This is a genomic window from Flavobacteriales bacterium (genome assembly GCA_013214975.1).
Taxonomy (GTDB): Bacteria; Bacteroidota; Bacteroidia; order DT-38; family DT-38; genus DT-38.
Genome location: JABSPR010000243.1, coordinates 1 through 12788 on the forward strand (window position 1 = coordinate 1; position 12788 = coordinate 12788).

11 protein-coding genes are annotated in these 12788 nt (G+C 34.2%); 9 read left to right on the forward strand and 2 right to left on the reverse strand.

Going from position 1 to position 12788, the window contains the following annotated elements; translation table 11 throughout:
* The first annotated feature begins 110 nt into the window (after positions 1–110).
* From HRT72_07990 to asnB, 4 genes are all read left to right on the forward strand, one after another.
* Positions 111–1259: a glycosyltransferase family 4 protein gene (locus tag HRT72_07990; protein ID NQY67648.1), complete on the forward strand. Its 1149-nt coding sequence runs from the start codon at positions 111–113 to the stop codon at positions 1257–1259.
* Positions 1260–1422: 163 nt separating this feature from the next.
* Complete coding sequence (locus HRT72_07995; GenBank protein NQY67649.1) at positions 1423–3213, forward strand: ABC transporter ATP-binding protein; 1791 nt, start codon at positions 1423–1425, stop codon at positions 3211–3213.
* Between the two features lie 14 nt (positions 3214–3227).
* Positions 3228–5156 (forward strand): hypothetical protein, encoded by a 1929-nt coding sequence (locus tag HRT72_08000; protein NQY67650.1) that lies wholly within the window; start codon positions 3228–3230, stop codon positions 5154–5156.
* A 113-nt stretch (positions 5157–5269) separates the two neighbouring features.
* Positions 5270–7111, forward strand: a complete 1842-nt coding sequence (gene asnB, locus HRT72_08005; GenBank protein NQY67651.1) for an asparagine synthase (glutamine-hydrolyzing) — start codon at positions 5270–5272, stop codon at positions 7109–7111.
* Here the strand turns inward: asnB and HRT72_08010 are convergent.
* On the reverse strand, positions 7108–8448 hold the full coding sequence (locus HRT72_08010) for a hypothetical protein (protein NQY67652.1): 1341 nt from the start codon (positions 8446–8448) through the stop codon (positions 7108–7110). The two genes, asnB and HRT72_08010, sit on opposite strands and share 4 nt — an antisense overlap.
* A gap of 136 nt (positions 8449–8584) precedes the next feature.
* Between HRT72_08010 and HRT72_08015 the strand changes: the two genes are divergently transcribed.
* A complete protein-coding gene (locus tag HRT72_08015; GenBank protein ID NQY67653.1) occupies positions 8585–9814 on the forward strand; it encodes a glycosyltransferase in 1230 nt (409 codons plus the stop codon).
* Here HRT72_08015 and HRT72_08020 read toward each other — a convergent pair.
* Positions 9811–10275, reverse strand: a complete 465-nt coding sequence (locus HRT72_08020; GenBank protein ID NQY67654.1) for a 23S rRNA (pseudouridine(1915)-N(3))-methyltransferase RlmH — start codon at positions 10273–10275, stop codon at positions 9811–9813. The genes HRT72_08015 and HRT72_08020 overlap by 4 nt on opposite strands.
* A gap of 80 nt (positions 10276–10355) precedes the next feature.
* Here HRT72_08020 and HRT72_08025 point away from each other — a divergent pair, with 80 nt between their 5' ends.
* The 4 genes from HRT72_08025 to HRT72_08040 all read left to right on the forward strand — a co-directional run.
* A complete protein-coding gene (locus HRT72_08025) occupies positions 10356–10742 on the forward strand; it encodes a DUF4783 domain-containing protein (GenBank protein ID NQY67655.1) in 387 nt (128 codons plus the stop codon).
* A 14-nt stretch (positions 10743–10756) separates the two neighbouring features.
* Positions 10757–11596, forward strand: coding sequence for a carboxylating nicotinate-nucleotide diphosphorylase (gene nadC / locus HRT72_08030; protein NQY67656.1), 840 nt, complete (start codon positions 10757–10759; stop codon positions 11594–11596).
* The gene (locus HRT72_08035) at positions 11589–12521 is read left to right on the forward strand and encodes a YihY/virulence factor BrkB family protein (GenBank protein ID NQY67657.1); all 933 of its coding nucleotides are present in this window, start codon (positions 11589–11591) and stop codon (positions 12519–12521) included. Before nadC ends, HRT72_08035 begins: the two co-directional genes overlap by 8 nt.
* Position 12522: 1 nt before the next feature.
* On the forward strand, positions 12523–12788 hold a 266-nt coding region (locus tag HRT72_08040), incomplete at its 3' end, for a M1 family peptidase (protein ID NQY67658.1).

The following is a 12788-nucleotide window of genomic DNA, read 5'->3' on the forward strand; positions in this document are numbered from 1 at the left end:
CACTACAGCTCCATGGCAAGGAAAAGAAAAAATCACAACTGCGAATAGGTCTGACCTGAAAAATGGAATTATAATAAATACCAATGGGATAATACCTATGGACTAAGTTAATGCCAAGTAAATTAAAAATTTTATACCTTATAAACGACCTCTCTAAAGGTGGAGCAGAAAGAGCTATTATAGATTTATGCTGTGAATTAAATCAGCTTACAGAAACGGAGATATGCATTGCAACATTATTCCCCTCTAACGAATACCTGGAAATATCAAACAATTTAAATATTACATGTATTGATTTCAAAGGAAGCACCTTTAAAGATGGCACACACACGCCAAAATACCATGCTTTAATTGATCAGTTTAAACCTCATATCATTCACTCAAACTTATTCTTATCCGAATATCTAACTCTAGAAAAACTGAATCCGAATATTGCCTTTGTTTGCCATGGCCATGACAATATGTTTCAATTTAAAAACCTATCCTTCAGTACATTATTTAAAAAAAAACTAGCACTTAATTTCTATGAAAAATGGACGTTGATATCCAAGAAATATAAAAAGCATCCTACTTATTTCATTGCAAATTCACCACATACGGAGGATTTCTATAAAGCTTCTCTCCCGCGAGATCTAGCAAAAAATGTTCGCATTATTCAATATGGATTTAACTACAGCTCATTTCATAATAAATCTACAAGAAAAATTTCTCCAAATCAGAAAATAAGAATTGTAAATACCGGAAGTTTCGTCAAGAAAAAAAATCAAGCACTAATAATTGATATAGGAATTAAACTACGTGATCTTGGCCTTGATTTCAAAATCGATTTATTAGGTGATGGCCCTCTTCTAAAAAGTATTGAGGGAAAAATTATCTCTAATAAACTAACAACAAATATCACCTGCCATGGTAACGTAAGCAATGTACAAGACTTCTTATTGAAAAGTGATATCTACCTTCATACCGCCACATATGAGCCATTTGGATTAGTGTTTTTGGAAGCAATGGCATCAGGATTACCAATAGTAACCCTTAATGGCAAAGGAAACATAGGGCTTATTGAAAACTACTTTAATGGATTCTTTATCGAAGAACAAAATCCAGAAACATTTGCTGAACGAATTAAGGAGATAATGACTTCAAATTCTTTGTACACCAAAATGTCAGCTAACGGGATAGAATATTCCGCCCGTTTTAATATAAAGACGAAAGCACAGGAATACTTCGATTTCTATAAAGAAATCATAAGAGACAAGTAGTATTAACTGTAATTAGAATTAGATATTAAATAAAATTGGATGAGTAGTAGAGCTATTTGCACTTTCGTTACCTTGCAACTCATGTATAGGAATGAACAATTAAACAAAAAGGTCTACGTAATTTTGTTCAACTCATTAACTCCCGTTATAAATAAGTTTTAATATGGGATTGAGAGACAACATATATTTCAAAACTATAAAAGGGACTAACACCATCCTAAACAAAGAGTTTAAGGAAAAAGCAAAGAGAGTATTTCTTCTTACTGTCGCGAATGGCTTTGTTGAAGTTGTGGGATTAGCACTAATCTTTCCGTTAATATCAATGGCAAACGATAACTCCTTAATTCACACAAATAAATTTCTTTCATATGCATATAAAAGTCTTCACTTTAAATCAGAAGACAATTTTCTTCTCTCTCTAATTGGCTTTACCATGTTAGTATTTACACTTAAAAACCTCATTGGTGTTTTCATAAACTATGTTCAAACAAATTTCTCAAATACGCTTTCAGCTGCGTTAACTAAACAACAGTTTGAAAAATACTTAGATCGTAGCTTCCACTACTTTAAAAACACGAATTCTAATATTATTACACGGGATATAGCAAACGTGCCTCAAGCATTTTCCTTTGATATAATGCTTCCACTAATTTCGATCACATCTGAGTTCGTTATTATATTTCTAATAGCTGTCGGAATAGTATCATACGATTTAACTGTTTTCATGATTGTACTACTTGTTTTCATTCCTATACTAGCCTGGTTTTACAATATTGTGAAGAATAGATTGGCCAGCTATGGAAAAGAACGAAATGAAGTATCACCGGTAACCTACAAAAGTATATTTGAAGCAATCCATGGTTACATCGATGTTAAGCTTACTAATCGTGAAGATTATTTTGTAAGCCGAAGCAAGAAATCTCTCAAGAGATATTTTGATCTTCTAACCAAGGTTTATGTGGTAGAATCATTTCCTATTAGAATAATCGAAATAGCATCTATTGGTTTTATTTCTTTTCTGTTTGCATATTTTATTATGACAAATGGTGACAGAAAAGTATTAGGAGAATTTTTAATTCTGTTCGCGGTTGCCGCATATCGTATTATGCCGTCAACAAACAGAATAATGGCGGCAATACTTAGGCTTAAAAATGCGAGCTACGTTCTTGACATACTACAAGAACAAGATCCCTTTTCAACTGACGAATCGACTCATTCTGAAAATGACAATACCAATCTGATCTTCGAAGAAGAGATTACGCTAGAAGGCATATGTTTCAAATACCCCGAAAAAGAAGAATCCGTATTAAATAATTTTAATCTGACTATAAAAAAAGAACAAAGTATAGGGCTAATCGGTCCATCAGGCTCAGGGAAAACAACATTGGTAAATATTATCTTAAGGCTAATAGATAATCATAAAGGAGTATTCAAAGTTGACGGTAAAGCGCTAAACAAAAGAACATTGCGTTCTTGGAGAAACATGACAGGCTATGTTCAACAAGACTCTTACCTTCTAGATGCAACTCTTGCAGAAAATATCGCCTTTGGATTTTCTTTGGAAGAAATAAATATGAATAAATTAGAAAAGTGTATTAAGCAAGCTCGGTTAGCTAGTTTAATAAACGAACTTCCTAATGGTATCAATACCAATGTTGGCGAATTTGGGGGAAGGATTTCAGGTGGCCAAAAACAGCGTATAGCGATTGCAAGAGCTTTATATAAAGAACCTCAAATATTAATTTTGGACGAAGCAACTAGCTCGTTAGATTCCGAGGTGGAAGCGGAAATACTTGATACGATACAGAACCTTTCAGACAGTGGAATCACTATCATTTCTATCGCCCATAGAATTAGTTCTCTTAAATTCTGCGATGAAATTTACGAACTCGAATCGGGTAAAATAAAGAAGAAGTATTCATACGAAGAACTAATATCGCATATCGAAAAATAGAAGCCGATTCATTTATGCCACAGCTCTTTGATCTGATAAATAAATACTGGTTAGTTATTTTCTGCGCGTTAGTTGTGAGCTTTATTTTCAGTTGCTCCTTTCTTTTCAATAGCATACGTTCTGTTCAAAACTTAAACTATGAGTATCAGGCTATTAAATATGGACCAGGTGCTCAAAGTGACAACTATCACTACTACACACATATTAAAAAATTTGCAGAAGGTAATATTCCATTTATTGAATCTGATGTTAAAGAACATGATAAGAAACCTACTCATGTATCTTATTCCCTCTTTATAAGTTATTCTATTGCTGCCCTCCCCTTCCTGTATTCCGATAATGTGAATTTTGCTTATGGCTTTAACATTATCTTTTGGCCAGCAATTAATTTTCTTTTAATCTTTATATTTCTATTCCTTTTCATTCAGAGGAAACTTGTCTCCATATTTCTGGCATTATCGATTGTTCTATTTTATGGCTTTATAGATGTTTGGCTATTACCACTTTGGATAAAAGAATTTTTATGGAGTATCGCTCAGTTAATGATCGGCTGGCATACCGAAATACCTCTAAATCCTAAAATTGGCAACGAGTTTTATAGAATTCCTAATATTTCAATCACGAACACGATCTCTTTACTATTTACCTATTCCTATTATAAGTATGTCATAAACCCTTCGAATCAAAATTCTATATTAAAAGCTATAGCTCTCATGCTCTGCCTAGCTATACTAGCTTTCACATACCCAATACTTATCTATTTAGGATATGGGATAATAGCCGCAGGGTTCCTATTTCACAGAGCGGAATCGATTAAATTTATCCCCTATCTATTGGGCAGTTTATTTATCTCAAGTGTATCATTATATCATTTGGCCTTACCCTTTTGGGAATCTACCAGCTATTATGATGATATATTCAGTATGATCAAAGAAACGAAGTTCTCGACGAGGCTTCCTTTGTCTATATCTCTTATGGCTTTTATAGTGGTAATAGGCGTTTTATGGGGATCGAGGATAAAAAACAGTCAATCTTCTAAATCAGAATTTCTTTTCACGTTACTAATTGGGCAAGCCATAGCATTCACATTTGCTTTCCTAATCAATGGAGGATTCTTTTCTGATCGAGTTTTTTATCGGGGTGGTGCAACAATATACTATTGTGCTAGCGCAATTCTTCTTCACCAAATTTTCACGGAAATGGTAAAAAGAAAAAGCATCTCCATCGGTTTTTTTGATAAAAAATTATTTCAGTTCGAAATCCCATCTATTATACTAAGAACTTTATATAAAAAAAGTGATTGGATCTGGTTTTGTGGCATTCTAATCATTCTTTTGGCCACCTCTACACATAGAATTAATGCCGTAGCTAAGAGTTCAAACGCATTTAACGACAATACAGGCATTATAGAATTAGCAGAATGGTTTAACACGAACACTTCATCGGCGGAAAACTTCATAACGTTAGACCCTGATGTCATTTTACATTTACCAGCTTACACCAACTTACGCACGTTCAACCCAGCCAGAGGAAGAAGTCAAGTTGGTGAGAAAGAAAGAAGAAAGAGATTTTTCCAAACACTTTCATTTTTCAAAGTAGAGCCTGAATCTCTCGATACATTACTAACAACAATGGATTCTCACCGAAAAATAAACGAATCTCCATCCTACAAGAAAACAATGCTACGCCTCTTTGAACTCGTTTACTTCTATTCTCTTAGAGATAAGCTATCACCAGATTTAATAAGCAAAACTACTACTGCCTATTCCGATTGGATAATGGATCAGAAAGGAGTAGATGACATATTAGAGTTTAAATACATTATTATCAGTCCATATAATAGAATCGTAAATCCTAAATTCTGTTTAGAATGTATTACCAAAGACCTGAAAAAGGTATTTGAAAGCAGCAAAGGATTACAAGTATACCAACGAACCAGCTAGTTACCCACTTACAAAAAGCAAATTCTATTAAGTAATGCCATATTCGAGGCTAATTGCTAATACAAATTCAATTCTGTCTTTATTCCACGCTAAAAAATAAATACATTAGCATCATGTGCGGCATTGCAGGGATATACAATTTCATTAGCGAACCTAGATTAAATGAAATCGAAGGCATGGTTTCTACTATTGGGCATAGAGGACCTGACAATGAGCATAGTATCATTTGTAACAATATTGCTCTCGGTCATGCGAGATTAAGTATAATTGATACCAATAGTACAGCGCACCAACCTATGTATTCTTCAGACAGAAGATATATTATAGTTTTCAATGGAGAAATTTACAACTATAAAGAATTATCAAAAGAGCTAAATATTGAGTTTAAAACATCTTCCGATACGGAAGTATTACTTGAAGCTTTTATAAGATGGGGAGTAGACTGCTACGAGAGGCTAAATGGCATGTTCGCCTTTTCTGTATACGACACCATGACTGATGAACTCTACTTATTCAGAGACAGAATGGGTATTAAGCCTTTGTTTTATTATTCAACAAACGAAATTTTCTCCTTCTGCTCCGAAATAAAAGGGATATTAGCTTGCGATCAAATAAAGAAAATGGCCGAACCAGACCGGAAAATGGTTGTAGAATTTCTTCATCTTGGATATATCGCTGAGCCAAATACTATTTATAAGAATTTAAAGAAATTTCCAGCTGGTAGTGTTGGCATATTTAAAGAAGGGAAACTCTCCATAGAAAAACGATGGGATATCAACAGCTTAATATCTCCAGAAACCCACAATGATTATAAAAAGACGAAATCCGAATTAACCAAATTAATCCAAAGTTCTGTTGAGTACCGCATGATGAGCGATGTCCCTTATGGCACTTTCTTAAGTGGAGGAATCGATTCAAGTCTGATCACTGCAGTTGCGCAATCTTTAAAATCCAAACCCATTAAAACGTTTTCTCTTGGAATAAAAGATTCCGAAAAGGATGAATCCAAGCATGCAAAGAAGATATCCAAACATTTGGGAACAGACCATCACGAGTTAATGGTTAGCGTGAAAGACATCAAAAACAAGATTGAACCCTTCATGAATTGTTTTGATGAACCCTTTGCAGATTCCTCTGGTTTCTTATTGAACATTGTATCAGGGCTGGCAAAAGAAGAAGTTAAGATGGTTCTTTCTGGTGATGGTGGCGATGAGCTTTTTATGGGATACGGAGCTTACAAATGGGCTACACGATTAAATCGACCTATTGTCAAATCTCTTAAAAAGCCCATTAAACAGATTCTAAGACTTGGGAATAACCGTATGCAAAGAGCCTCAGAGATGTTCAGCGACATCGACCCTTCCAAGATAGCAAGCCATATATTTTCCCAGGAACAATATTATTTTACGGAATTAGAAGCAAAAGAAATATTAGTCCAAGCAACAAATAGCCCTATTAATTCAGAGGAGTATAATTTTAAAAGAGAAGTAAGCGCTAAGGAGAAACAAGCCTTATTTGATATAAACTCCTATTTAAAAGATGACCTTCTTGTTAAGGTAGATCGAGCTAGCATGCTACATGGACTAGAAGCAAGAACACCTCTTCTTGATCACCGCATCGTAGAATATGCCGTTAACATTGATGAAAAACTTAAAGAAAATAAGGGTGTATCGAAGTCAATTTTAAAGGACATACTTCACGACTACGCACCAAAGGATTTATTTAATAGACCTAAGCAAGGATTTTCTATCCCACTGGGAAGCTGGCTAAAAGCCGATCTGTATTATTTAATTGATAATTACTTATCTCAGAAGAAGATAGAAGAAATGGGTCTTTTCAATTACGTTTTCATTGAAAAACTAATCTCAGACTTCTTAAACGGGAAAGATTATTTGTACAATAGGATTTGGTTAGTAATCCTAATTCAAAAATGGTTTTCAGGCTATTCCAATTAATCTTCCCACTCTCTTTCATTCCCAATGTGGCTTGACCAAGTAATTAACAACCAGCATATATAAAATGGAATCAAGGGGATTTTGTATCTAACTAAAGAACCGAAATTTGACGAAGCCAAACCAATAGCAAACGCAAAAGTGAGAGAAAACACCAAGCAGAAAATTAAAAACGGGTCATTAATAATTAATCGAAATATCCGCACAGGTCTTATTTTTAATATTAAGTATACTGTAAATATCAAAAGTGCTAAATTTTCAAAAGCAGATAATAGCATTACAATATTACCTGCTTCCCAAATAAAAGGTCTAAATAATCCAGCTATTATAGCCTGAGGTGCCTTTTCAAAAACCCCAAAGTAAGTTGCATCGAATTCACCTAAATTAAAAGAATGCCCCGAGTATACTTGTCTTTTTAAATCAATTTGAGTTTCCTGTGCAGTTTCTAACATATTATCGGCGGAATAACGACCTAAAACACCACCTAACTCTACCATTATTAATATAGAAAACGACGCAAATGCGACTAGTAATATTGGCGCAACTATAGCTCGAAGGAAAGAATTCTTGATTTTTTTAATTCTTCTAAAAAACGCTAAGACCAATAACCCAGTTACTAATGCAATTAGAATATAAGGTTTGATAATAATTATTGCAGATCCACTTACCAAAAGGCTTAAAATACTCAACAAAACTTTCTTCTTTTGAAGAAAAATCGAGTAAAAAGAAGTGATGAACCAACAAAGAGCTGAAAACGTTATCGTATCCTTTAACATTCCGGAACCCCAAAAAATCACAGATGGAACAAATAGAAAAGCTAAAGCAAACGATTTCTTTAATTCTGGATACAAACCAGCAAGAAGAATATATAGTTTCCAAACACCTATATAAGATAGGGCAGCCGTTAAAACAGTTGTGCCGATATAGGAATTAAATGAAATAAAGGCTAATGGACTATATATTTCACAAACAATAAATGTTTTCATGTCTCTGTACATATATGAAGTCGGCCAGCCAGTGGTGTGGTTAAAATATGACCAATTCTGAGCTGTATTACCCTTAAAGATTAAAGAGAAGTATCCCGAAGGATCATGGTATAATAAATTACTCAACGTGGCAGCTGAATTAAAGTATTGAATAGTATCGCCTCCTCCATAGTATAGGGAGTAAATTAAACATAAGAAAATACCACCACCAATTTTCATTAGAAGACCAGGAACGAGATACTTATAAATTGAGACTGAATCTTGATTTCTATTTTTTACAGAGTAAGCGATTAGCAATGCTATCAACATATAAACCGGTCCAGAGATTAAATCTATGTAACTAAAGTATTTCACTGTATTTCATTCGTTAGTTCTCCAAATATAGCATAACACAAGAAGAATACTTTTTCAATTCATCTTATCCTTTTAAAATATAAATTATACACACCTTCCGTAGAGGTAATGTTATCAATTGTAGTAACTTTCAAAGATGAATGTGCTGTATATTTCTTACGACGGCATGACCGACCCTCTTGGTCAATCGCAGGTTATACCTTATTTAATAGGGCTGTCTAAAAGAGGGTTTCGAATTACATTATTATCATGTGAAAAGAAAGCAAACTATAACTTACACAAAGAGCATATTAATATCATGCTTTCGCAAAACAAGATAGATTGGGCTCCAATCACATTCTACAGTTCACCCAAATTTATTTCTTCCTATCTTAATGTTAAAAATCTCAAGAAAAAAGCGCTAGAAATATGCGATGCAAGAGGCATTAAACTTATTCATGCAAGAAGTTATATAGCTGCTCAAGCAGCATTACATGCTCAGAGCAAGCTGAAAGTTAAATTTCTATTCGACATGAGAGGCTTTTGGGTAGATGAACGTATTGATGGTAATATCTGGCAAAAATCAAATTTGATACATCGTTTGTTATTTTCTATGTATAAAAAGCTTGAATTAGAATATTTAAAAAACTCAGATGCCATTGTAAGTTTAACAGAAACAGGAAAAGATGAAATATTATCATGGGATAGTTTAAATGGCAATGAATTAAATATCACAGTTATTCCATGCTGTGCAGACCTTGATCTTTTCTCTTATGAAAATATTGAAGAAGATAAAGCACAAGAACTTCGAGAAGAGTTAAATCTTTCCAAAGATGATTTTGTTATGTCTTACCTCGGCTCTATTGGAACTTGGTATATGATCGAAGAGATGCTGCAATTTTACAAGATACTTCTACAAGCAAAGCCAAATGCTAAATTCCTTGTTATCAGTGATGCATCTCCAAATTCAATCTATCCAGTTGCTGTAAGTAAAGGAATAGATCCAAATAACATTATTGTAAAGTCGGCGCAACGAAAAGAAGTACCACTACTCTTGAGTACCAGCTCGTTTTCTTTATTTTTCATCAAGCCACTCTATTCAAAAAAGGGTTCTTCTGCAACCAAATTGGCGGAGATACTTGGAATGGGTATACCTGTAGTTGCAAACACCAACATCGGTGATCAGGAATTACTCTTTAAAAAATACACAATGGGTAAACTTGTAGATAAATTTACGAACGACGAATTCAGTCAAGTAATCAAGGATATCGATAAACTAACCAGCACCTCACCCGTAGACCTACGTAAATCAGCACTGGCGTATTACAACCTTAATGATGGAGTAGAAAAGTACGCCACCATATACAATCGGCTTCTTAATGATTAATGGTGATATGATTCGCCTTTTAGAATAGTCATTCCTCGATAAAGTTGTTCGGTAAAAAATAAGCGCACCATTTGGTGAGAAAAAGTCATCTGAGACAAGGATACCTTCTCCGATGATCTTGCCACTACTGATTCATGAAATCCAAAGGCACCTCCAATAATAAAAATGCAATTACTAATTCCCCTGTTTGCATAACTTTGAATTTTACGTGCAAAGGCCTCCGAAGAGTACTCCTTCCCACTATTATCGAGCAATACGACATAATCAGTTGCTTTAACCATTTTTAATATGGCTGTCCCTTCAAGTTTTATAAAGTCTTCTTTCTCCCCTCCTTTCTTCTTTACCACTAGCTCAACCATCTCAAATGGTATATAGTGTTTCAACCTGTCTTTATAAATATTTATGGCATCATTTATGGGACCTTTTTCTGTTTTACCTACGACCAAGAGAGTAACTTTCATTTTATTAAATTAGAAGGATTAAATTTGCATCCAGTTCAAATTTCAAACAAATATCCGTGCAAGTTTAGAAAGTATCAAGCATGAAAAGACTAGTCTTCATTCTTTTTTTATTTATAAGCCAAATATCATTTGGGCAAAATGAAGTACTGAACAGTATTAAATTGGCCATGAAGACTGGAAGTGCTAATGAATTAAGTAAATATTTTGACAGCAATATCGATCTGAAAATCATGGATAAAGCTAATTCCTACAGCTCTTCTCAAGCCAAATTAATTTTAAAAGATTTTTTTGATAGCCACCGTCCAGAATCATTTCATGTAGTACATGAAGGTAATTCTGCAAACGATATAAAATATTATATAGGCACTTTAAAGAGCAAGTCATCTGATTTCAGAGTTTACATCTATCTAAGAGGCAATAAGAATAAAGTGACTATACAAGAAATTAGCATCGAAGAAGAAGAGTAGCTACAGCTATCCGCATGAACTTATCTGACTTTATAGAGAACGCATTAAAAGAAGACATCGGAAACGGAGACCATACTTCAATGGCCTGTGTTTCAGCTTCAGAAATAGGTGAAGCAAAGATTCTTATTAAAGAACCTGGAATTATAGCTGGACTTAAAGTTGCCGAAGCCGTTTTAAAAACGGTAGATGAAAATCTTATTATATCGCATATTGTTAATGATGGCGAAACTGTTGCTAACGGAGATATCGTTCTCACTGTTAAAGGCTCAAGCCTTTCTATATTGAAAGCAGAACGACTGGTTTTAAATTGCTTGCAAAGGATGAGTGGTGTAGCAACGTTAACTAGCGAATACGTTAAACTTCTCGAACCATATGAAACAAAAATCTTAGATACTAGAAAAACAACTCCCGGATTTAGACTACTTGAGAAAGAAGCAGTTAAAATTGGAGGAGGCAACAATCATCGTTTTGGGTTATACGACATGGTTATGATTAAAAACAATCATGTCGATTACTGTGGCGGCATTTCTCAAGCTATTATTAAGACCAAAGCTTATTTGAGTACTAATAACTTGAACATCCCTATAGAAGTTGAATCAAGAAATTTGACGGAAGTGCAAGAAATATTGAATGAAGGAGGTGTTAATCGTATAATGCTAGACAATTTCAATTATGAGCAAACCTCAAAGGCTGTTACTTTAATTGATGGTCGATATGAAACAGAATCTTCTGGCAACATAACAAAAAGCACAATTGTGGAATACGCAAAATGTGGCGTAGACTTTATTTCTGTAGGTGCCCTTACTCATTCTTATACTAGCCTAGATATTAGCCTTAGAGCAATCAATGACTAATACTTTAAAAGATAGAATCCTGAAAAACCCTTTTGTAGAAAGGGTTCTTTCTGTATTAAATAAACTCGTTTTGCCTGGATTTAATGGCATTCCGTTTTTAAGTGTACTCAAGTTTTTTATTAGAGGTATTCAAAATGGTGACTTAAGCACCAACGCTTCTGCATTGGCATTTAACTTTTTTATTGCAATATTTCCTGGAATCATCTTCTTGTTTACTCTCATAGCTTATATCCCTATAGATAACTTCCAAGCTTTACTAATCGATTTACTTGAGGATATTATGCCCAAAGAAGCTTTCGAAATAACAAAAACCACCTTAATGGATATCATAAATAGACCACGAGGAGGCCTACTTTCTTTTGGGTTTATTATGGCCGCTTATTTCTCGACAAATGGAGTGGCATCTATGATAAATGCCTTCAACAATAGTTACAATATAACAGAGCAACGAAGTGGATTAATGCAACGAGTATCAGCTATCCTACTAACGTTCACACTCTTGCTTCTTCTTGTCGTTTCTATTTCATTACTAGTATTCAGCGAAATAGCTATTCAATACCTTGGCGAAATGACACGTATAGATAGTGACATTTATATTTATGCCATAATGCTAGGTAAATGGCTCATCATGTTATCGCTATTTTTCTTTGGAATATCTCTGCTCTATTATTTCGGACCAGCCAAAACTAAAAACTGGAGATTTATTTCGGCCGGCTCCACCTTAGCCACTGTACTTACAATAATCGTCTCTATGGGCTTTGCTTACTTTATTAACAACTTCGGACAGTACAACAAGCTATATGGGTCTATAGGGACTCTTATAGTGATTCTATTATGGTTATTTATAAATTCGTTCATCCTCCTTATCGGATTTGAATTAAATGCCAGTATTGGGAGTGCTAAGAAAAAAGACATTTTAGATTAATATGAAAAGTGAATTCACACACCTCCTATTATTAACTCTTCTATGTGCATCTACGGTTATCGGTTCGGAATACGACCCTTTAAACAAACCCAATTCGTACAATCTAAAAAGCAATCCACATTACTGGAAAAACAAGTTACCTTTCGAGGGGTATTGGCAACAAGATGTTCACTACGACATCAAAGCTTCTATTAACGATTCCAGTGATATTATTACTGGAAATGAAACAATCACATATTGGAACAACTCCCCAGATAACTTAAACCA

Coding starts and splice junctions, on each gene's coding strand:
- HRT72_07990 (NQY67648.1), top strand. CDS start 111: ATGCCAAGTAAATTAAAAATTTTATACCTTATAAACGACCTCTCTAAA.
- HRT72_07995 (NQY67649.1), top strand. CDS start 1,423: ATGGGATTGAGAGACAACATATATTTCAAAACTATAAAAGGGACTAAC.
- HRT72_08000 (NQY67650.1), top strand. CDS start 3,228: ATGCCACAGCTCTTTGATCTGATAAATAAATACTGGTTAGTTATTTTC.
- asnB (NQY67651.1), top strand. CDS start 5,270: ATGTGCGGCATTGCAGGGATATACAATTTCATTAGCGAACCTAGATTA.
- HRT72_08015 (NQY67653.1), top strand. CDS start 8,585: ATGAATGTGCTGTATATTTCTTACGACGGCATGACCGACCCTCTTGGT.
- HRT72_08020 (NQY67654.1), bottom strand. CDS start 10,275: ATGAAAGTTACTCTCTTGGTCGTAGGTAAAACAGAAAAAGGTCCCATA.
- HRT72_08025 (NQY67655.1), top strand. CDS start 10,356: ATGAAAAGACTAGTCTTCATTCTTTTTTTATTTATAAGCCAAATATCA.
- nadC (NQY67656.1), top strand. CDS start 10,757: ATGAACTTATCTGACTTTATAGAGAACGCATTAAAAGAAGACATCGGA.
- HRT72_08035 (NQY67657.1), top strand. CDS start 11,589: ATGACTAATACTTTAAAAGATAGAATCCTGAAAAACCCTTTTGTAGAA.